Origin of the sequence: Pseudacidovorax sp. NFM-22, assembly GCF_021401245.1 — a bacterium.
Lineage (GTDB): Bacteria > Pseudomonadota > Gammaproteobacteria > Burkholderiales > Burkholderiaceae_C > Xenophilus.
This window is the reverse complement of sequence record NZ_JACBFY010000002.1, coordinates 236,930-258,202: the sequence shown is the minus strand read 5'-3', so window position 1 is coordinate 258,202 and position 21,273 is coordinate 236,930. Positions and strand designations below refer to the sequence as shown.

Annotated in this window: 19 protein-coding genes; all 19 read left to right on the top strand. The window is 70.8% G+C overall.

Annotated elements, in window-relative coordinates:
• Window positions 1-45: 45 nt before the first annotated feature.
• The 19 genes from L0984_RS06905 (at window position 46) to murD (ending at window position 21,262) form a co-directional block, all read left to right on the top strand.
• A complete protein-coding gene (locus L0984_RS06905; protein WP_234193010.1) occupies window positions 46-1,269 on the top strand; it encodes an amidohydrolase family protein in 1,224 nt (407 codons plus the stop codon).
• 82 nt (window positions 1,270-1,351) lie between these two features.
• Window positions 1,352-2,230, top strand: a complete 879-nt coding sequence (dapF, locus tag L0984_RS06900) for a diaminopimelate epimerase (protein ID WP_234193009.1) — start codon at window positions 1,352-1,354, stop codon at window positions 2,228-2,230.
• Between the two features lie 62 nt (window positions 2,231-2,292).
• Window positions 2,293-2,958 (top strand): DUF484 family protein, encoded by a 666-nt coding sequence (locus L0984_RS06895; RefSeq protein WP_234193008.1) that lies wholly within the window; start codon window positions 2,293-2,295, stop codon window positions 2,956-2,958.
• 32 nt (window positions 2,959-2,990) lie between these two features.
• Entirely contained in the window at window positions 2,991-3,581 is a 591-nt protein-coding gene (locus L0984_RS06890; protein WP_234193007.1) for a YdcF family protein, read from the top strand.
• Window positions 3,559-4,551 carry a tyrosine recombinase XerC gene (locus L0984_RS06885; protein ID WP_234193006.1) on the top strand — a complete coding sequence of 331 codons (993 nt, stop codon included), beginning with the start codon at window positions 3,559-3,561 and terminating at the stop codon, window positions 4,549-4,551. The genes L0984_RS06890 and L0984_RS06885 overlap by 23 nt, the downstream gene beginning before the upstream one ends.
• Window positions 4,548-5,750 carry a class I SAM-dependent rRNA methyltransferase gene (locus L0984_RS06880; RefSeq protein WP_234193005.1) on the top strand — a complete coding sequence of 401 codons (1,203 nt, stop codon included), beginning with the start codon at window positions 4,548-4,550 and terminating at the stop codon, window positions 5,748-5,750. Before L0984_RS06885 ends, L0984_RS06880 begins: the two co-directional genes overlap by 4 nt.
• Before the next feature lie 104 nt (window positions 5,751-5,854).
• Window positions 5,855-6,922 carry a CobW family GTP-binding protein gene (locus L0984_RS06875; protein ID WP_234193004.1) on the top strand — a complete coding sequence of 356 codons (1,068 nt, stop codon included), beginning with the start codon at window positions 5,855-5,857 and terminating at the stop codon, window positions 6,920-6,922.
• A gap of 200 nt (window positions 6,923-7,122) precedes the next feature.
• Window positions 7,123-7,740, top strand: coding sequence for an RNA polymerase-binding protein DksA (gene dksA / locus L0984_RS06870; protein ID WP_043117155.1), 618 nt, complete (start codon window positions 7,123-7,125; stop codon window positions 7,738-7,740).
• A gap of 83 nt (window positions 7,741-7,823) precedes the next feature.
• The gene (locus L0984_RS06865; protein ID WP_234193003.1) at window positions 7,824-9,413 is read left to right on the top strand and encodes a hypothetical protein; all 1,590 of its coding nucleotides are present in this window, start codon (window positions 7,824-7,826) and stop codon (window positions 9,411-9,413) included.
• 94 nt (window positions 9,414-9,507) lie between these two features.
• Complete coding sequence (gene hslV, locus L0984_RS06860; RefSeq protein WP_234193002.1) at window positions 9,508-10,053, top strand: ATP-dependent protease subunit HslV; 546 nt, start codon at window positions 9,508-9,510, stop codon at window positions 10,051-10,053.
• A gap of 185 nt (window positions 10,054-10,238) precedes the next feature.
• Window positions 10,239-11,570 carry an ATP-dependent protease ATPase subunit HslU gene (hslU, locus tag L0984_RS06855; protein WP_234193001.1) on the top strand — a complete coding sequence of 444 codons (1,332 nt, stop codon included), beginning with the start codon at window positions 10,239-10,241 and terminating at the stop codon, window positions 11,568-11,570.
• Window positions 11,571-11,898: 328 nt separating this feature from the next.
• Complete coding sequence (gene mraZ, locus L0984_RS06850) at window positions 11,899-12,333, top strand: division/cell wall cluster transcriptional repressor MraZ (RefSeq protein WP_076510862.1); 435 nt, start codon at window positions 11,899-11,901, stop codon at window positions 12,331-12,333.
• A 5-nt stretch (window positions 12,334-12,338) separates the two neighbouring features.
• A complete protein-coding gene (gene rsmH / locus L0984_RS06845; RefSeq protein ID WP_234193000.1) occupies window positions 12,339-13,265 on the top strand; it encodes a 16S rRNA (cytosine(1402)-N(4))-methyltransferase RsmH in 927 nt (308 codons plus the stop codon).
• The gene (ftsL, locus tag L0984_RS06840; RefSeq protein ID WP_234193707.1) at window positions 13,265-13,609 is read left to right on the top strand and encodes a cell division protein FtsL; all 345 of its coding nucleotides are present in this window, start codon (window positions 13,265-13,267) and stop codon (window positions 13,607-13,609) included. Before rsmH ends, ftsL begins: the two co-directional genes overlap by 1 nt.
• On the top strand, window positions 13,606-15,357 hold the full coding sequence (locus tag L0984_RS06835; protein ID WP_234192999.1) for a peptidoglycan D,D-transpeptidase FtsI family protein: 1,752 nt from the start codon (window positions 13,606-13,608) through the stop codon (window positions 15,355-15,357). The genes ftsL and L0984_RS06835 overlap by 4 nt, the downstream gene beginning before the upstream one ends.
• Window positions 15,357-16,856, top strand: coding sequence for a UDP-N-acetylmuramoyl-L-alanyl-D-glutamate--2,6-diaminopimelate ligase (locus L0984_RS06830; RefSeq protein WP_234192998.1), 1,500 nt, complete (start codon window positions 15,357-15,359; stop codon window positions 16,854-16,856). The genes L0984_RS06835 and L0984_RS06830 overlap by 1 nt, the downstream gene beginning before the upstream one ends.
• On the top strand, window positions 16,853-18,307 hold the full coding sequence (locus L0984_RS06825) for a UDP-N-acetylmuramoyl-tripeptide--D-alanyl-D-alanine ligase (protein WP_234192997.1): 1,455 nt from the start codon (window positions 16,853-16,855) through the stop codon (window positions 18,305-18,307). The genes L0984_RS06830 and L0984_RS06825 overlap by 4 nt, the downstream gene beginning before the upstream one ends.
• A complete protein-coding gene (mraY, locus tag L0984_RS06820) occupies window positions 18,301-19,479 on the top strand; it encodes a phospho-N-acetylmuramoyl-pentapeptide-transferase (RefSeq protein ID WP_234192996.1) in 1,179 nt (392 codons plus the stop codon). The genes L0984_RS06825 and mraY overlap by 7 nt, the downstream gene beginning before the upstream one ends.
• Window positions 19,480-19,492: 13 nt before the next feature.
• Window positions 19,493-21,262, top strand: a complete 1,770-nt coding sequence (murD, locus tag L0984_RS06815) for a UDP-N-acetylmuramoyl-L-alanine--D-glutamate ligase (RefSeq protein WP_234192995.1) — start codon at window positions 19,493-19,495, stop codon at window positions 21,260-21,262.
• Window positions 21,263-21,273: the final 11 nt, after the last annotated feature.

Here is a 21,273-nt window from a genome sequence, read left to right as displayed (position 1 = left end):
CCCGGCTGCCGCCGGCCCCGGCCGACGGGCCCCGAGGAGAGCCGGATGGATCTGACCCGCGCCACGGACGCGCCCTGGTTGCTGCGCTGCGTGCGGCCGATGGGGGGCGCTGCAATCGATGTGCTGGTGCAGGCGGGACGGATCGCCGCGATCGGCCCTGAACTCGCCCCACCCGCCGGCACGCCGGAAGAAGAGGGCGGCAACGCCCTGCTGCTGCCGGGCCTGGTGGAGTCGCACACCCACCTCGACAAGACGCTCTGGGGCCTGCCCTGGTACCGCAACGCGGTGGGCCACCGGCTGATCGACCGCATCGAAAACGAGCGCGAATTCCGCGCCGCCAGCGGCCACGACGCCGCCACGCAGTCGATGCGGTTGGCGCGCGCCTTCCTGGCCGCCGGCACCACGCGGCTGCGCAGCCATGTGGACATCGACACCCAGGCCGGCCTGCGCCACCTGGCGGGCGTGCAGCGCACCGCCGCGGCGCTCGCGCCCTGGCTGCAGATCCAGACCGTGGCCTTTCCGCAGTCCGGCCTGCTCGGGCGACCCGGCACCGCCGAGCTGCTGGGCGCCGCACTGGCCGAGGGCGCCGATGTGCTGGGCGGCCTGGACCCCTGCGCCATCGACGGCGACCCGGTGCGTTCGCTCGATGTGCTCTTCGGCCTGGCCGAGCGCCATGGCAAGCCGCTGGACATCCACCTGCACGAGCCGGGCGCCATGGGCGCCTTCTCGCTCGGGCTGATCCTGGAGCGCACCGCCGCGCTGGGCATGCAGGGCCGCGTCGCGGTGAGCCATGCCTTCTGCCTGGGCGATCTGCCCGCGGCCGACGTGCAGGCCCTGCTGGCGCGCCTGGCCGAACTGGACGTGGCCCTCATCACCAGCGCGCCGCCCTCGCGGTCCGTGCCGCCGCTGCTGGCCGCCCGCGCCGCCGGCGTGACGGTGGCCGGCGGCAACGACGGCATCCGCGACACCTGGACGCCCTACGGCCGCCCCGACATGCTGGCGCGCGCCATGCAGATCGGCCTGCGCTACAACCTGCGCCGCGACGACGAGATCGATGAGGCGCTGGCGTGCGTCACCACTGCCGGCGCGCGGGCCTGCGGCTTCGCGGCCTACGGGTTGGCACCAGGCTCCCGGGCCGACCTGGTGCTCGTCGAGGCCGAGACGGCGGCCGAGGCGGTCGTGGCCCAGCCGCCGCGCCGGCTGGTGGTGGCGGGCGGGCAGATCGTCGCGCGTGACGGCGAAGTGCTGGCCGGACTTCCCGGCGGCTGAGGCCGATCGCTGGCGTCGCTGTCGATGTCCCTGCGCGCTGCGCGGGCCGTGCCCGCCTCGGGCCGCCGCCGATAATCCGCCGATGCGAATCCGCTTCACCAAGATGCAGGGCGCGGGCAACGACTTCGTCGTGCTCGACGAGACCGCCGGCCCCCTCGGCCTGACGCCCGGCCAGTACCGATTCCTGGCCGACCGCCATTTCGGCGTCGGCGCCGACCAGATCCTCAGCGTGCGGCCCTCGCCCGCCGCGGGCGTGGACTTCCAGTACGTCATCCACAACGCCGATGGCGGCGAAGTCGAGCAATGCGGCAACGGCGCGCGCTGCTTCATGCGTTTCGTGCGCGAGCGCGGTCTGACCGACAAGGACGTGGTGCGCGTGCAGACGCTGTCGGGCGTGATCGCGCCGCGCATGACAGCCGACGGCCGCGTCACCGTCGACATGGGCCCGCCGGTCTTCGAGCCCGCGCGCGTGCCCTTCGACACCGCGGGCCTCGACCCGCAGCCCGACGGCGGCTGGCACACCTGGCACCTGGCGCTCTCCGCCGAGGCGGACGGGCCCATCGTGCCGGTGGCCGTGCTCTCCATGGGCAACCCGCATGCCGTGCAACTGGTCGACGACGTCGAGACCGCGCCGGTGGCCGAGCAGGGCCCGCGCATCGAGCACCATCCGCGCTTTCCGCAGCGGGTCAACGCCGGCTTCCTGCAGGTGGTGGACCGCACGCACGTGCGCCTGCGCGTGTTCGAGCGCGGCGCGGGCGAGACGCTGGCCTGCGGCACCGGCGCCTGCGCGGCGGTGGTGGCCGGCATCCGCCTCGGGCGGTTGGACCGCCGCGTTGACGTCGAGACCCGCGGCGGCATCCTCACCATCGAATGGGCCGGCGGCGAGGCCGACTCCGTGCTCATGACCGGCCCCGCCGTCACCGTCTTCGCGGGCGAGATCGACGTGCCCGACGAACTCTGACGCTTTTTTCTTCTTTTTTTGGTGCGGCGCCGACGGCCCGCATCCACCGACCGCCTGCCGCCATGAATCCCATCACCGAAGACGACATCGCCAACTACCTGGCCAACACGCCCGACTTCTTCGAGCGCCATGCCCAGTTGCTGGCCGAGGTGCAGCTGACCAGCCCGCACGGCCAGCGTGCCGTAAGCCTGCAGGAGCGCCAGGCCGAGATGCTGCGCGAGAAGATCAAGGCGCTGGAGCACCGCATCATGGACATGGTGCGCCACGGCACCGAGAACGTGGTCACGGCCGACCGGCTGCAGCGCTGGACGCTGTCGCTGCTCACCTGGCGCGACCTGCGCGGCCTGCCCTGGGAAATCATCAAGGGTCTGCACCAGCAGTTCATGGTGCCGCAGACGGCCATCAAGCTCTGGGACCTGGACCCGGCCTACGCCGCAGAGGGCTACAGCCAGGGCGTGAGCGACGACGTGAAAGCCCTGGCCACCTCGCTGACCACGCCCTACATCGGCCTCAACGCGGGCTTCGAGGCCACGGCCTGGCTCAACGAGCCGCAGCAGGCCCAGTCGCTGGCGCTGATCCCGCTACGCACCGCCGCCGACGCGCCGGCCTTCGGCCTGCTGGTGCTGGCCTCGCCCGATCCGCAGCGCTACAACGCCGAGATGGGCACCGACTTCCTGGAGCGCATCGCCCAGTTGGCTTCGGCCGCGTTGTCGCGCCTGCGTCCTTGAGGCGCACGGCTCGCGCCGGGGGAGGGCGACGCGTGGGGCTCGTCCTTGCCGTCCTGGGCCTGGTGGCGGGCATGGCGATCCACATCGTGGTGACGCGGCACGGCGCGCACGTGCTGGCCAACCCGCCGTCGCGCGATGCCGACGCGGCGCTGGTGCTGGGCAACCGGGCCTTCATCGACGGCGCGCCCAACCCCTGCCTGGCCTCGCGCGTCGATGCGGCGGTGGCGCTGGCCCAGGCGGGCCGCGTCAAGCGGCTGGTCATGAGCGGCGGCGTGGACCATGAAGACGGCCGCATCGAGGCCGAGGCCATGGAGGGCCTGGCCCGCGCGGCGGGCTACACCGGCCCGGTGCTGCGCGAATCCGCCTCGCAGTCGACGCGCGAGAACCTGCGGCTTTCGCGGCCTGTGCTCGAAGCCGCCGGCGTGCGGCGCGTGATCGTCGTTACCGAGCCCTCGCACCTCTGGCGTACCCGCCAATTGGCGCGCGGCAGTGGCTTCGAATCTGCCTTCGACGTGCAGTACGCCGCCGCCCCCGCGCCCTGCCGGCGCTGGGACCGCGCCGCGCGTGCGTCGCTGCGCGAGGTGGCGGCGGTCGTCAACAATGCCCTCCGTGGTGACTACTGATCCTTCGTCCACCGCGGATGCCGACCGCGCCCTGGTCGACCGCTACCTCGCCCATGTGCGGGTGGAGCGGCGCCTCGCCGAGCGCACCGTCGAGCTGTATGCGCTGCACCTGGCCGAGCTGCTGCAGCGCGCGGCCGATGCCGGCCTGCCGCTGCAGCGCGTGGCCACCGCCCACATCCGCCGCTGGATGGCCCAGTTGCATGGCGCCGGACGGGCGCCGCGCGGCATCGCGCTGGTGCTGTCGTGCTGGCGCAGCTTCTACCGCTGGCTGGGCCGCGAGGGCCTGGTGCCGGGCAACCCGGTGCAGGACGTGCATGCGCCCAAGGCGCCGCGGCCGCTGCCGAAGGCGCTGGGCGTGGACGATGCCGTGCGCCTGGCCGAGCACCAGCAGCCCGAGGCCGATGCCTGGACCGAGGCGCGCGACCGCGCCATCGTCGAACTGCTCTACGGCTGCGGCCTGCGCGTGAGCGAGCTCACTGGCCTGGACCGCGACCCTTCCGCCGAGGCGCGCGGCTGGCTCGACCTGCCCTCGGCCGAGGTGCATGTGCTCGGCAAGGGCGGCAAGCGGCGCAGTGTGCCGATGGGCGGCCCGGCCGTGCAGGCCGTGGGCGCCTGGCTGGAGCAGCGTGCGCTGCGGCCGGTCGATTCGCCCGCGCTCTTCGTCGGCCTGCGCGGCGGCCGCTTCGGCCCGCAGGCCGTCTGGCAGATGCTGCGAGCGCGCGGCATCCAGGCCGGGGTGGCAGCGCCCGTGCATCCGCACATGCTGCGCCATTCCTTCGCCAGCCACCTGCTGCAATCCAGCGGCGACCTGCGCGCTGTGCAGGAGCTGCTGGGCCACGCGAGCATTTCCACCACCCAGATCTACACGCGGCTGGATTTCCAGCACCTGGCCAAGATCTACGACGCCGCGCACCCGCGGGCGCATGCGCGCACCGGCCGCGACGACGACAAGAAACCCGACACCCCATGAAAGTCCTGCGCCTCAAGCCCGGCAAGGAGCGCTCGCTCCAGCGCCGCCATCCCTGGATCTTCGACGCCGCCATCGCCAAGGGCGGCGGCGATGCGGGCGAGACGGTGCGCATCGAATCGCACGACGGCCGCTTCCTGGCCTGGGCAGCCTGCAGCCCGGCGTCCAAGATCCGCGCCCGCGCCTGGAGCTTCGACGAGGGCCAGCGCATCGACGCCGCCTTCTTCGCCGCCCGCTGCCAGGCCGCCGTGCAGGCGCGCGGGCTGTTCGACATTGCAAGCGACGGTCAGCGCCTGGTGCATGGCGAGGCCGACGGCCTGCCCGGGCTGATCGTGGACCGCTACGGCGACACGCTGGTGGCGCAGTTCCTGTCGGCCGGCGTCGAGCGCTGGAAGGCGGTGCTGGCCGATGCGCTGCTGGCCGCCACCGGCCTGACGAAGCTCTACGAACGCTCGGACGCCAGCGGCCGCGAGCGCGAGGGGCTGCCTGCGGTCACCGGCTGGCTGCGCGGCGAAGGCCCGACCGAGATCACCATCCAGGAACACGGCTGGCGCCTGAGCCTGGACGTGGCCACCGGCCACAAGACCGGCTTCTACCTCGACCAGCGTGACAGTCGCCGGCGTTTTTCGGAGCTGGCGCGGCACCGGCGCTTCGCCCGCGTGCTGAACTGCTATTGCTACACCGGCGGGTTCACCGTCGCCGCGGCGCAGGGGCTGGCGGCGGCCGGGGCGCTGCAGGGCGCCGAGCTGGTGTCGGTCGATTCCTCGCAGCCGGCGCTGGACCGGGCACGGGCGCACCTGGCGCTGAACGGCTTCGAGGCGGCCAACGCCCAGTTCCTGGATGCCGACGTCAACCAGACGCTGCGCCGCTTCATCGACGAGGGCCGGCAGTTCGACGCCATCGTGCTCGACCCGCCCAAGTTTGCGCCCACCGTGGCGCATGCGGACCGCGCCGCCCGCGCCTACAAGGACATCAACCGGCTGGCCCTCAAGTTGCTGCCGCCGGGCGGCGTGCTGCTGACCTTCTCGTGCTCGGGCGGTATCGGCGCCGACCTGTTCCACAAGATCGTGGCCTCGGCCGGCATCGACGCCGGCGTGGACGGCTACATCGCCGAGCGCCTGGGCGCGGCGCCCGACCATCCCATGACCATCCAATTCCCGGAGGGCGAGTACCTCAAGGGCCTGGTGGTGGTGCGCAAGTAGCCGCATCCGCAAAGAGCGCCGGCCGGCCGAGTTTTTGCGGCCGGCCTAAACTTTCGCCCCTTCCCCGTTTCCACCGTCGTCCCCGACATTCCCGGAGCGTTTCCATGGCCCTCATTCCCGCCACCATCCTCACCGGCTTCCTCGGCTCCGGCAAGACCACCCTGCTCAAGCGCGTGCTGACCGAGTCGCACGGCCACAAGATCGCCGTCATCGAGAACGAGTTCGGCGAGGAGAACATCGACTCCGACATCCTGGTCACCGAGTCGAAGGAGCAGATCGTGCAGATGAGCAACGGCTGCGTCTGCTGCACCATCCGCGAGGATCTGCGCGAGGCGCTGCAGCTGCTGGCCGCCAAGCGTCGCAAGGGCCTGCTGGACTTCGACCGCGTGATCATCGAGACCACCGGCCTGGCCGACCCCGGCCCCGTCGCCCAGACCTTCTTCATGGACGACGAGATCGCCGAGAGCTACCTGCTCGACTCCATCGTCACGCTGGTGGACGCCAAGCATGCCGCGCAGCAGCTCAACGACCGCCAGGAGGCGCGCCGCCAGGTGGGCTTCGCCGACCAGATCTTCCTGTCCAAGACCGACCTGGTGAGTGAGGAAGACACCGAGGCGCTGATCCACCGCCTCAAGCACATGAACCCGCGCGCGCCCATCGAGAAAGCGCACTTCGGCGAGGTGGCCATCGCCAAGGTGCTGGACCTGCGCGGCTTCAACCTCAATGCCAAGCTCGACATCGATCCCGACTTCCTGAAGGCGGACGACCACGACCACGCGCATGACCATCACGACCATGACCACGAGCATGGCGAGCACTGCGACCATCCCTCGCACCAGCACGACCATGGTCACGGCCACCACCATCACGTGGACGACGACGTCAAGAGCTTCGTCTACCGCGCCACGCGGCCCTTCGACCCGGCGCGGCTGGAGGACTTCCTGGGGGCCATCGTCAACATCTACGGCCCGCGCATGCTGCGCTACAAGGGCGTGCTCGACATGAACGGCACGCAGCGCAAGGTGATCTTCCAGGGCGTGCACCAGCTCATGGGCAGCGACCTCGGCCCCGAATGGGGCGAGGGCGAAGCGCGGGAGAGCCGGATGGTGTTCATCGGCATCGATCTGCCCCGCGACATCCTGGAGCAGGGTCTGGATCAATGCCTGGTGTAGGACGTTCGCGCTAGGCCGATCGCCGTCACCTTTTTGCAGGGTGCTTTCTCTATACAATCGCGCGCCTGTTGCGGTCCGCCACCCTCGGCGCTGCCCGTCAGGCAGGGAAGACCGCAGCCAGTGAAGGAGCCCGCCACGTGAAGAAAACCGCCCCGGCCAGCGCCGGCCTCGATGCCAAGACGCCGGTCGCCGTCGATGCAGTGCCGTCCCCCGATGCGCTGCCTCCGCGGGCGCGTCCTTCGGCCCGGTTGTCGCAATTGACCGTTCCGTCCATGCCTCAGGCGGTGGCCTCCACCGCACCCAAGGCCAGTTTCTCAACGACCATGTCCACGGCCCTCGTTCCCCCGCCCCTCCTGTCCGTCAAGAAGGACCCCAAGCTCGCGAACAACTGGAAGACCAAGCCGGTCGAGGAGCTGACCGATGCCGAAGTCATCGCGATGCCCGACAGCGAGTACATGAACGACACGCAGCTGGCCTTCTTCAAGCTCAAGCTGCAGCAGCTCAAGCAGGGCATCCTCGACAACGCCGGCGAGACGACCGAGCACCTGCGCGAGGACACCGTGGTCGTGCCCGATCCGGCCGACCGCGCCACCATCGAGGAAGAGCACGCCCTGGAGCTGCGCACCCGCGACCGTGAGCGCAAGCTGCTCAAGAAGATCGAGCAGTCCATCGCCCGCATCGACGCCGGCGACTATGGCTACTGCGACGAGACGGGCGAGCCCATCGGGGTCGGCCGCCTGCTGGCCCGCCCGACGGCCACGCTCTCGCTCGAGGCGCAGCAGCGCCGCGAGCTCAAGCAGAAGATGTTCGGCGACTGAGTTCGCACGGCAGGCCGGGCCGGGTCCGGCCTGCGCAGCCCGCAACGACGCCAGCCTTCACCCACTTTCTCGCAGCACGGGGCATGTCCAAGGACGACGCGGGAGGCCTGTTCTCCAAGGTCGCCAAGTTCGTGCGCAACCCGCTCAAGGACTGGTCCGAGCTCGAAGGCACGCCCGGCGCGGGTGCCTCCGACTTCGGCTACAGCCGGGAGGCGCTCAAGGAGCTCATGGAGCGCCGGCAGCGCAACGACTTCGTGCGCCGGCGCGAGTTCGACATGCTGCGCAAGCTGCGTCAGCGCGGCGGCACTGAAGACCCCGGCAACATCTCCTCGTCGCTGCCCTCCAGCGACCGCATGACCGACCGGCGTGCGCTCACGCTGCGCAAGATCGACGAGATCGAGGCGCAGATGTCTCAGCAGTGGTGGACCTCCGAATCCGCCGCCACCGTCCCCGATGGCGCCGACACGGTGCCGGCCGGCACCCCTGCGGGGGATGCCTCTTTGGCCGAGCACCACGCGCGCGCCTATGCCGATACCGCGCCGGTCGTGCCGACCGATCTGCAGCCGCCGCGTGAGGCCATGGCGCCTGCGGCGCCCGAAGTGCTGCTGCCGTCCTTCTCCACGCACCGGCCGGCGTACACCGCGGCGCCGCGCCTGGCCTTCGACACGCCCCTCGAAGAAGCGGCCGTCCGCTTCGCTCAGGGCGATGACCCCGGCGCCGAAAGCGCGCTGCGGCAGGCCCTGGTGCCCGGCAGCGCCTTTGCCGACCAACTCCAGACCTGGCGCGCCCTGCTCGACTTCTACCGCGCCACGGGCGACGCGGAGCGCTTTGCCGAGGCGGCTGCCCCCTATGCCGAGCGCTTCGGCCTGCCGGTACCGGCCTGGGTGTCGCTGCGGACGCTGGCGCGGGATGCGCGCACGGGCGAGGTGGCGCAACGCCTGGATGCGCGCACGGAGACCGACTGGCAGGCGCCCGCCCGATTGGACCGCCCGGCGCTGCTGGCGCTCACGCAGGCCCTGTCGCGGGCGAAGGGCAGCGTCTGGCGCCTGGACTGGCGCGGCCTGGGCCAGATCGAGGCAGATGCCGTGCAGCCGCTCACGACGCTGGTCACGCACTGGGCGCTCTCGCCAGTGCAGATGGGTTTCCTGGGCACCGATGACTTGCTGGCGGTGCTGGCTGCCGCCACCCCGTTGGGTGAGCGCGGCGTCGACGCGGGCTGGTGGAGCCTGCACCTGGCCGTCCTTCGCCTGCTCAATCGCCTGGACGACTTCGAGCTGGTGGCCCTCAACTACTGCATCACCTACGAGATCACGCCGCCCTCGTGGCAGGCGCCGCGCGGCACCGTGGCGGAGATGGGCGACGCGGGGCTGTCCAGCACCCGTGCCGCGCTGGATCCGGCGGCGGCGCGGGGCGCCTTCCTGGCCGGCGAGCTCGCGGGGGCCGACAGCCTGCCCTGGTCCAGTATCGAGGAGGCGCTCGACCGGGCCGGTGCCGGCCCCGAGATCGACTGCGCCGCGCTCGTGCGCATGGACCTGGCGGCCGCCGAGGCCCTGCGTGCCCGGCTGGGTGCCCGGCCGGGCCTGCGGCTGCTGGCGGTGCATGGGGTGCTGGCCGAGTTCCTGCGGCTGACCGGCGTGGATCGCTGCGCCGTGGTCGTGCCCCGCGCGGGCTGACGGCCTGGGCCTGGGAGCGGCGGCCAGGGCTGCGCCGACAGAAAAAATCCCGCGCCGCCCTTGTGCAGCCCCGGAACGCCCCCAGGTGGCTGCGATGGAACAATTTCATGGAACCACCATCGTCAGCGTGCGCCGCAGCACGCCGCAGGGCGAGCAGGTCGCCATCGGCGGCGACGGCCAGGTGACGCTGGGCAACATCGTCTTCAAGGGTTCGGCGCGCAAGGTACGCCGGCTCTACCAGGGCAAGGTGATCGCCGGGTTCGCGGGTGCCACGGCCGATGCCTTCACGCTGTTCGAGCGCTTCGAGGCCAAGTTGGAGAAGCACCAGGGCCAACTCTCCCGCGCCGCCATCGAGCTGACCAAGGACTGGCGCACCGACCGCGTGCTGCGGCGCCTGGAGGCGATGCTGGCGGTGGCCGACCGCACCACCTCGCTCATCATCACCGGCAATGGCGATGTGCTGGAGCCCGAGCAGGGCATCGTGGCCATCGGATCGGGCGGCGCCTATGCCCACTCGGCGGCCAAGGCGCTGGTCGAGAACACCGATCTGTCGGCCGAGGATGTGGTGCGCAAGTCGCTGGAGATCTCCGGCCAGCTGTGCATCTACACCAACATGCACCACACGATAGAAACACTTTGACCACCCCCAGGCTGCGCGCTTCGCGCTCCGCCAACCCCCTGCGAGGGGGCGCCGCCGGCGGCCTGGCGAAGCCAGTTCCGCGGCGGCCGCTGGCGTGGCCTGCTCCGCGGCCGTCTGACCGCGCCAAGGCGCATCTTTTTCCGTGCCGTGTGCGGCGCGTGCTTCATTGAATGGATAGGAACCCGATGTCCGCCATGACCCCCCAGGAAATCGTGTCCGAGCTGGACAACCACATCGTCGGCCAGAAGGAGGCCAAGCGGGCCGTGGCGATCGCGCTGCGCAACCGCTGGCGCCGCCAGCAGGTCGACGAGAAATTGCGGCCCGAGATCACGCCCAAGAACATCCTCATGATCGGCCCCACCGGCGTGGGCAAGACGGAGATCGCCCGCCGGCTGGCCCGGCTGGCGGACGCGCCCTTCATCAAGGTCGAGGCCACCAAGTTCACCGAGGTGGGCTACGTGGGCAAGGACGTGGATTCGATCATCCGCGACCTGGCCGAGGTCTCGGTCAAGCGCACGCGGGAGGCCGAGGTGGCCAAGGTGCGGGTGCGCGCCGAGGACGCGGCCGAGGAGCGCATCCTCGACGCACTGCTGCCCGCCGCCCGGGATGCAGAAGGCCGCGTAGTGGCCAGTGACAGCGCAAACGCCACCCGCCAGGCCTTCCGCAAGAAGCTGCGCCAGAAGGAGCTGGACGACAAGGAGATCGAGATCGAGGTGGCCGAGGCGCGGCCCGCGATGGAAATCATGGGCCCCGCCGGCATGGAGGAGATGGCCGAGCAGCTGCGCGGCATGTTCAGCCAGCTGGGCCAGGGCCGTCGCAAGACGCGCAAGCTCAAGATCGCCGAGGCGCTGCGCCTGCTGACCGAGGAAGAAGCCGGCAAGCTGCTCAACGAGGAGGAGATCCGTGCCCAGGCGCTGGTCAACGCCGAGCAGAACGGCATCGTCTTCATCGACGAGATCGACAAGGTGGCCACCCGCAGCGAGGCGCAGGGTGCCGACGTCTCCCGCCAGGGCGTGCAGCGCGACCTGCTGCCGCTGGTGGAGGGCACGGCCGTCACCACCAAGTACGGCGTGGTGCGTACCGACCACATCCTGTTCATCGCCAGCGGCGCCTTCCACCTGGCCAAGCCCAGCGACCTGATCCCGGAGCTGCAGGGCCGGCTGCCGATCCGCGTGGAGCTGCAGTCGCTGTCGGTGGCGGATTTCGAGAGCATCCTCACGCAGACCCGCGCGTCGCTGGTCAAGCAGTACGAGGCGCTGCTGGCCACCGAAGGCGTCACGCTGGCCTTCACGCCGGACGGCATCACCCGGCTGGCGACCATCGCCTTCGAAGTGAACGAGCGCACCGAGAACATCGGCGCGCGGCGCCTGTCGACCGTGATGGAGCGGCTGCTGGACGAGGTGAGCTTCGACGCGGCCAAGCTCTCGGGCCAGACGGTGAGCATCGATGCCGCCTATGTGGATGCACGGCTGGACATGCTCAGCAAGGACGAGGATCTGTCGCGTTTCATTCTCTGAGCGCGCGAAAGACTCTTGACAGTTCGACGGCCCGGGTGGCGACGCCCGGGCCGTTGCCTTTTGATGCAGGCCTGGGCCTACACCAGCTAACGCGGAACTTCCACTGTGGTAGCTAAGTGCTTCATCAGCAAAGAGAAATGAGGGCTGAAGCCGCAGGAAAGTTGTGCTCTAAGTCATTGATTCCATTACAAAAAATACCTCGTAACAGTCGATTGGCGGCAGGTGTTTCCTGCTACAGTGCAAAAAAGTGCAGGAAAGTGGGAAAACGTGGGTTAGGCCCCGTCCTACTCGGCAGTTCGCCGACCGCTTTTTCGGGAGTTATGGGTTCGTGTTTCAGGGCACGTCATCGCTGAATCTGGATGCCAAGGGGCGGCTGTCGATGCCTGCCCGGTATCTGGACGCCCTGCGCACGGAGGCCGGTGGTCAGATCACCGTGACCCGCAATCCCGACGGTGGCCTGAACCTGTACCCCCGCCCGGTGTGGGAAGAGGCGCGCGCCAGCCTGGCGGCGCTGCCGTCCTCCGAGCAATGGCTCAAGCGCTTCTACCTGGGCAGCGCCTCCGACGTGGAACTCGACGGCACCGGCCGTGTGCTGATCTCGCCCGAGTTGCGTGAGCTCGCGGGCATCACCCGCGACGTGCTGCTGCTCGGCGTGGGCCACCGCTTCGAGCTGTGGGACAAGGCGGCCTACCAGGCCAAGGAAGCCGCGGAGATGATGGAGAACATCCGCAACTCCGAGGCGGCCCGGATGCTCAAGCTGTGACCCAGATGGCCGCATCCTTCCTCCACACAACCGTGCTGCTCGAAGAGGGCGTGCGCGCCGTGCTCGGCGATGCGCCGGCGCCCGACGGCACCTTCGTCGACGCCACCTTCGGTCGCGGCGGTCATTCGCGGCTGCTGCTGGAGCGGCTGGCGCCAGGCGCCCGCCTCGTGGCCTTCGACAAGGATCCGGAGGCGGTGGCGCAGGCCGGCACCATCGCCGACCCGCGCTTTTCCATCCGGCACCAGGGCTTCACCCACCTGGGGGAGCTGCCACCCGGCAGTGTGGCCGGGGTCCTGATGGACCTCGGCGTCAGCTCCCCCCAGATCGACAACCCCGCCCGGGGTTTTTCTTTTCGTTTGGACGGCCCGCTCGACATGCGCATGGATCCCACGCGCGGCCAGAGCGTGGCCGACTGGCTGGCCACAGCCGAACCACAGCAGATTGCAGAGGTGATCCGTGACTATGGCGAAGAACGGTTTGCTGTTCAGATTGCAAAGGCGATTGCTGCTCGCCGACAAGAACGGGGCGCAATTTCAACCACCGCCGAGCTGGCCGAGCTCGTGGCTGGCACGGTCAAAACCCGCGAGCCGGGCCAGAACCCTGCAACGCGCACATTTCAGGCTCTTCGGATTTTCATCAACGCCGAGCTTGAAGAGCTGCAACAGGCGCTGAGCGCCAGCCTGTCGGTGCTGGAGCCGGGAGGGCGGCTGGCGGTGATCAGCTTCCATTCGCTGGAAGACCGCATCGTCAAGCAGTTCATCGCCGAGCACTCCAAGGAGGTCTACGACCGCCGCGCGCCTTTCGCCGCGCCCAAGCCCATGAGGCTGCGTGCGCTCGAGCGCATCAAGCCCTCGGCCGAAGAAGTGGCGGCCAACCCGCGTGCGCGCAGCGCGATCCTGCGCGTGGCCGAGCGCACCGAGGTGCCGGCGTGATTACCCGGTTGAACCTCCTGCTGCTGCTGGCCGTGATCGGCACCGCGCTGCTGCTGGTGCACACCCAGTACCAGTCGCGCCAGCTCTACGGCCAGTACTACCGCGCCCAGGCCGAGGCCCGCACGCTGGAGACCGAGTACGAGCGCCTACAGGTCGAGCGCCGCGCGCAGGCCACGCCGCTGCGCATCGAGACGCTGGTCAAGGACAAGCTCAAGATGCGCACCACCACGCCCGCCATCACGCTGTACGTGCGGGCGGATGGCACGGTGATCCCCGCCGTGCCGCCAGCACCGCCCGTGGTGCCCGCCGGTGCGCCGGCCGCCGCACCCAGGAGCACGCGATGAGCCGCGGCCCTTCCGTCCGCTACACGACCAGCCCGCTGCTGGCCAGCAAGACGCCGGTCTGGCGCAGCAAGTTCATCGTGGCCGCCATCGCGATGGGCTTCGTGGTGCTGGCCGGCCGCGCAGCCTATGTGCAGGTGATCGGCCAGGACTTCTTCCAGCGGCAGGGCGAGGTGCGCTTCACCCGCACCATCGAGCTGCCCGCCAGCCGCGGCCGCATCCTGGACCGCAACGGCCTGATCCTGGCCTCCAGCGTGATCGCCCCCAGCGTGTGGGCGATTCCCGAGGACATCGACCGCAACGATCCCGAGACCCGGACCAAGCTGCGCCGCGTCGCCCAGTTGCTCGGCATGAAGCCGCAGGACCTCGACCAGAAACTGGCCGACGAGGACAAGAGCTTCGTCTGGATCCAGCGCCAGGTCGACGAGCCCATCGCCAAGGAGATCGCTGCGCTGGGCGTCAAGGGCCTCTACCAGACCCGCGAATACAAGCGCCAGTATCCCGAGGGCGAATCCGCCGCGCACGTGGTGGGCTTCACCAACGTCGAGGACCACGGCCAGGAAGGCATCGAGCTGGCCTTCGACAAGGACCTGGGCGGCAAGCCCGGTTCGCAGCGGGTGATCAAGGACCGCCTGGGCCGCGTGGTCGAGGGCGTGGGCGAACGCGTGCCGCCCCTGGACGGCAAGGACATCCAGCTGTCCATCGACTCCAAGGTGCAGTTCTTCGCCTACCAGAAGCTGCGCGACGCCGTGACCAAGCACCGGGCCAAGGCCGGCAGCGTGGTGGTGCTCGACGCCGTGACCGGCGAGGTGCTGGCGCTGGCCAACTACCCCAGCTACGTGCCCGACAAGCGCCGCAACCTCACCGGCGAGCAGTTGCGCAACCGTGCCATCACCGACACCTTCGAGCCCGGCTCGACCATGAAGCCGATCACCGTGGCCATGGCGCTGGAGGCCGGGCGCGTCAAGCCCAGCACCATCATCGACACCACGCCGGGCCGCTACCAGATCGGCGGCTTCACCATCAGCGACACCCACAACTATGGCGTGCTGACGGTGGAGGGCGTGATCCAGAAGTCCAGCAACGTCGGCGCCCTCAAGATCGCGCAGAAGATGAGCCCCAGCGAGATGTGGGAGACCTACACCGCGCTGGGCTACGGCCAGAAGCCGCAGATCACCTTCCCCGGTGCCGCGCCGGGCCGCCTGCGTCCCTGGAAGACCTGGAAGCCCGTCGAGCAGGCCACCATGGCCTACGGCTACGGCCTGTCGGCCTCGCTGCTGCAGATGTGCCATTCGTACACCGCCTTCTCGCACGACGGGAAGGTGCTGCCGCTGACCATGCTCAAGAGCAACGAGGAGCCGCCGGGCGTGCGCGTGTTCTCGCCCTCCACCGCGGCGTCCATCCGCAAGATGCTGCAGATGGCCGCCGGCCCCGGCGGCACCGGCCAGCTGGCGCAGACCGTGGGCTACTCGGTGGGCGGCAAGTCGGGCACCGCGCGCAAGCAGGTCGGCAAGGGCTATGCGGCAGGCAAGTACCGCGGCTGGTTCACCGGCATGGCGCCCATCGACAAGCCGCGCATCATCGTGGGCGTCATGATCGACGAGCCGAGCGACGGCAACTTCTACGGCGGCACCGTGGCCGGCCCGGTGTTCAGCGAAGTGGTGCAGCAGACGCTGCGCATGATGAACGTCGCGCCCGACCTGGCCGTCAAGCCGCTGGTGCTCACCCAGGGCGTGGACGAGAGCTTCTGATGGCGCTGCACCGTCTCCACTCCCCCGACGAGGCCGCCGCCTGGTTGTCCGCGCGCGTGCGCGGGCAACTGCAGGTGGACAGCCGCGCCGTGGGCGCGGGCGACGGCTTCATCGCCTGGCCGGGCGCGGCCACCGACGGCCGGCGTTTCGTGCAGTCGGCATTGGCGCAGGGCGCCGCCGCCTGCCTGGTCGAAGCCGACGGCAGCGAGGCCTACGACTTCGCCGACGAGCCATCCGTGGCCGCCTACGAAGGTCTGAAGGCCGCCACCGGCCCCATCGCTGCTGCCTGGTGCGGCCGGCCGGCCGACGCCATGACGTTGCTGGCCGTCACGGGCACCAACGGCAAGACCTCCACCGCCTGGTGGCTGGCCCAGGCGCTCGAAGGCAGCGCCTTCGGCCCCTGTGCCGTCGCTGGCACGCTGGGCATCGGCGTGCCGCCGGCCGTCGACTACAACGGCCTGACCACGCCCGACCCGGTGACGCTGCACCGCGCGTTGCGCGACCTGGTGGCGCGGGGCGTCAAGGCCTGCGCCATGGAGGCCTCGTCCATCGGCATCGCCGAGCGGCGGCTGGACGGCCTGCGCTTCGACGTCGCCATCTTCACCAACTTCACGCAGGACCACCTGGACTACCACGGCGACATGGCGAGCTACTGGGCGGCCAAGGCCGAGCTGTTCCGCTGGCCGGGCCTGCGCGCGGCCGTGGTCAACATCGACGACCCGCAAGGGGCGCGGCTGGCCGGCGAGCTGCTCGACATGGCGCTCACCGAGTTGTGGACCTGCTCGGCCGCGGGCGCGCCTGCGCGCCTGTCGGCCCGCGATGCCGGCCACGGTCCGCAGGGCCTGCGCTTCCAGGTGGTGGAGCAGGGCGGCGCCGAGGCCCTGGTCGCCACCACGCTGGTGGGCGACTACAACGTGGCCAACCTGCTGGGCGTGATCGGCACGCTGCGCGCGCTCGGCATGCCGCTGGGCGACGCCGCCGCGGCCTGCGCCCGCCTGGGCAGCGTGCCCGGCCGCATGGACGTGGTCCCGGCCGATGCCGGCCTGCCCCTGGTGGTGGTGGACTATGCCCACACGCCCGATGCGCTGCAGAAGGCGCTGGCCGCGCTGCGCCCCTTCGCCGCAGCGCGCGGCGGCCGGCTGTGGTGCGTGTTCGGTTGCGGCGGCGACCGCGATGCCGGCAAGCGCCCGCTGATGGGCGCGGTGGCCGAGCAGGGCGCCGACCGCGTCGTGGTCACCAGCGACAACCCCCGCAGCGAATCGCCGCAGGCCATCGTCGACCAGATCGTGGCCGGCCTGGCCGCGCCGCAGGCGGCCCGCGTGGTGGTCGACCGCGCCGCCGCCATCGCCAAGACCCTGGCCGGGGCCGCCGCACAGGACGTGGTGCTGCTCGCCGGCAAGGGCCATGAGGACTACCAGGAAGTCGCCGGCCGGCGACTTCCCTTTTCCGACCGCGCCCAGGCGCAGGCGGCGCTTGCCGCCAGGAGCCGGTCGGCATGAACGCTTCGATGGAATTCTTGTTCACGCTGTCCGAGGCTGCCGGCTGGGTGCCGGGTGCGCGCGTGGTGGGTGAGGGCAGCCGCGCGGTCGCGCGGGTGCACACCGACTCGCGCACGCTGGTCGCGGGCGACCTCTTCGTCGCGCTGCGCGGCGAGCGCTTCGACGCGCACGACTTCCTGCCACAGGTGCAGGCCCAGGGCGGCATCGCCGCCGTGGCCGAGCCCGGGCGTCTGGCGCCGTTGGGCCTGTCCGGCCTGGAAGTGCCCGACACCCTGGCCGCGCTGGGCGCTATCGCCGCCGGCTGGCGCGCCCGCTTCACGCTGCCGCTGGTGGCGGTGACGGGCAGCAACGGCAAGACCACGGTCACGCAGATGGTCGCGTCCATCCTGCGCGCCGCCGCGCCGCAGGCCAGCCTGGCGACACAGGGCAACTTCAACAACGAGATCGGCCTGCCGCTGACGCTGATGCGCCTGCGGCCCGCGCATCGCCTGGCCGTGGTCGAGCTGGGCATGAACCATCCGGGCGAGATCGCGCGGCTGGCCGCCATCGCCCGGCCGACGGTGGCCCTGGTCAACAACGCGCAGCGCGAGCACCAGGAATTCATGGCGACGGTCGAGGCCGTGGCGCGCGAGAACGGCTGCGTGCTGCAGGCGCTGTCGGCCGGCGGCACGGCGGTCTTTCCGCACGGCGACGATTACACGGCGCTCTGGCGTGGCCTGGTGCCGGCCGGTGCCGGCTGCCTGCTGTTCGGCGAATCGCCCGAGGCCGACGTGTCGCTCGCCGAGGCCGAGTGGGACGGCGAGGCCTGGCGCTTCGTGGCCCGCTCGCCCGCCGGCAGGGTGCAGGCGCGTCTGGCCATTCCCGGCCGGCACAACCTGCGCAATGCGCTCGCCGCCACGGCCTGCGCGCTGGCCGCCGGCGTGACGCCCGAGGCCATCGGCGCCGGCCTGTCGGCCTTCGAGCCCGTGGGTGGCCGTTCGCGGGCGCAACTGCTGCAGCGCCCCGATGGCCGCCGTCTCACGCTGGTGGACGACAGCTACAACGCCAATCCCGACTCGGTGCGCGCCGCCATCGACGTGCTGGCCGAACTGCCCGGCCCGCGCCTGCTGGTGCTGGGCGACATGGGCGAGGTCGGCGACCAGGGGCCGCGCTTCCATGCCGAGGTGGGCGACTGGGCGCGCCAGCGCGGCATCGACGCGCTGTTCGCGCTGGGCGATGCCAGCCGCTACGCGGTGGACGCCTTCGGCGCGGCCGGTCGCCACTTCGAGGCCATCGAGGCCCTCAACGCCGCGGCGCTGGCCCAGGCCGGCGCCGCATCGAGCGTGCTCGTCAAGGGTTCGCGGTTCATGAAGATGGAGCGCGTGGTGCAGGCCCTGGTGGCCGGCGCCGCCGGCTCGAACAACAACAAGGAGCCGGTCATGACGCATGACACGGACGCCCGCCCATGCTGATGAGCCTGGCCCAATGGCTGCAGACGCTGTCGCCCGAACTCGGTTTCCTGCGCGTCTTCCAGTACCTCACCTTCCGCGCGCTGATGGCCGCCCTGACCGCGCTGGTGGTGGGCCTGGCCGCCGGTCCGGCGGTGATCCGCCGGCTGCGCGCCCTCAAGATCGGCCAGCCGGTGCGCGGCTATGCCATGGAGACGCATCTGGCCAAGAGCGGGACGCCCACCATGGGCGGCGTGCTGGTGCTGTTCGCCATCGCCATCGCGACGCTGCTGTGGTTCGACCTGTCCAACCGCTTCGTCTGGATCGTGCTGTGGGTGACGCTGGGCTTTGGCGCCATCGGCTGGGTGGACGACTGGCGCAAGGTGGTCAACAAGGACCCGGAGGGCATGCGCTCGCGCGAGAAGTACATGTGGCAGTCGCTCATCGGCCTGGTGGCAGCCTTCTACCTGCTCTTCTCCATCTCCGAGAGTTCCAACTGGCGCGTGCTGGAGCTGTTCGGCAACTGGGTGCGCTCCGGCTTCGCGATGGACTTCCCCACCAAGACCAACCTGCTGGTGCCCTTCTTCAAGGAGATCAGCTATCCGCTGGGTGGCATCGGCTTCGTCATCCTCACCTACCTGGTGATCGTGGGCGCGAGCAACGCGGTGAACCTCACCGACGGCCTGGACGGGCTGGCCATCATGCCGGTGGTGATGGTGGGCTCGGCCCTGGGCGTGTTCGCTTATGTCACGGGCAATGCGATGTATTCGCGCTACCTGCTGTTCCCCTCCATTCCCGGTGCGGGCGAACTGCTGGTGTTCTGCTCGGCCATGGCGGGCGCGGGCCTGGCCTTCCTGTGGTTCAACACCCATCCGGCGCAGGTCTTCATGGGCGACGTGGGCGCGCTGGCGCTCGGCGGTGCCCTGGGCACCGTGGCCGTGATCGTGCGGCAGGAGATCGTGTTCTTCATCATGGGCGGCATCTTCGTGGTCGAGGCGATCTCGGTCATGGCCCAGGTGAGCTGGTTCAAGTACACCAAGCGCAAGTACGGCGAAGGCCGTCGCGTGCTCAAGATGGCGCCGCTGCACCATCACTTCGAGAAGTCCGGCTGGCGCGAGACGCAGGTCGTGGTCCGCTTCTGGATCATCACCATGCTGCTGTGCCTGGTGGGCCTGTCCACGCTCAAGCTGCGTTGAGGCCGGGACGACCATGAAGCATCTCGCCGACCTGCATGTGCTGATCCTGGGCCTGGGCGCCTCGGGCCTGGCCATGGCGCGCTGGTGCGCCCGCCATGGTGCGCATGTCACGGTGGCCGACACGCGCGAGGCGCCGCCGCAGCTGGCCACGTTGAAGGCCGAATTGCCGCAGGTGCGCTTCGTCGGTGGGCCGCTCACGGCCGCGCTGGTCGAGGGGCAGCCGGTGCGCGCCGTCTACCGCTCGCCGGGCCTGTCGCCTGCCACCCTCGCGCCCGTGGTCGACGCGGCGCGCGCCATCGGACTGCCGGTGGGCGGCGAGCTGGACCTGTTCGCGCAGGCGCTGGCCGACCTGCGGCTGCCACCGGAGGCAGCGCCCGGCGAAGACGCCACGGAGGAAGATGCCGCGCCCGATGTGCCCGGCGATGCCGAGGCGTCCGCCGCCGTGCCCGCGTCCTCCACCGACGCGGCAGAAGCCGTCGTGGACGTCGCCGCTGAGCCCTTCGACGACGGCGAAGCCGCGGCCTTGCCGTCGGCAGTGGCGGCCGACGATGCCGCCGCGGACGACGAGCCGACCGACGAGGCGCCCGCCCCCCTGCCCATCGCGCCGCCGCCGGCCCCCGAGCCCGGCTACCGCCCCGCCGTGCTGGCGATCACCGGCACCAACGGCAAGACCACGGTGACCTCGCTCACCGGCCAGCTGGTGGAGCGCGCCGGCAAGACCGTGGCCGTGGCCGGCAACATCGGCCCCTCGCTGCTGGACACCCTGTCGGAGCGCATGGACGCCGACGCCCTGCCGCAGGTGTGGGTGCTCGAGCTTTCCAGCTTCCAGCTCGATGGCGTGCAGGGCTTCGAGCCCGCCGCCGCCGCGGTGCTGAATGTCACGCAGGACCACCTGGACTGGCATGGCGGCATGGAGGCCTATGCCGCCGCCAAGGCGCGCGTCTTCGGCCAGACCGGCCTCATGGTGCTCAACCGCGACGACGTCCGTGTGATGGGCATGCTGCCCGCGCCAGTCAAGGTGCGGCTGCAGCGCCCGCAGCTGCGCGCCCATGTAACCTTCGGCGCCGACCTGCCGCAGCGTCCCGGCGACTACGGCATCGAGCGCGTCAACGGCCTGGCCTGGCTGGTGCGCGCGCACGAGGCCGACGAGACCCTCAAGCGCCGCCGCCGCGCCGCGGCGCAGGAAGAGATCCACCTGCAGCGCCTGATGCCCGCCGATGCGCTGCGCATCCGTGGCCAGCACAACGCGCTGAACGCCCTGGCCGCCCTGGCGCTGGCCAGCGCCGCCGGCTGCGCGCTGGCGCCCATGCTCTACGGCCTGCGCGAATACCGTGGCGAGCCGCACCGCGTGGAGCCCATCGCCATCGTGGACGAGGTCGAATACTTCGACGACAGCAAGGGCACCAACGTGGGCGCCACGGCGGCCGCGCTGCAGGGCCTGGGGCTGGAGCGCAAGCTGGTCGTCATCCTGGGCGGCGACGGCAAGGGCCAGAACTTCTCGCCGCTGGCGCCGCTGGTGCGCCAGTACGTGCGCGCCGTGGTGCTGATCGGCCGCGACGGCCCCGCCATCGGCGAGGCCCTGGCCGAGACCGGCGTGCCGCTGCTCGCCGCCGCCACGCTGCCCGAGGCCGTCGGCCTCTGCGCCGACCAGGCCCAGCCCGGCGACGCCGTGCTGCTGTCGCCCGCCTGCGCCAGCCTGGACATGTTCCGCGACTACGCGCACCGGGCGGACGTGTTCCGCGAGGCGGTCGAGGCGCTGGCCGACGAGGAGGCCTACGAATGAGCGCCGCCCGG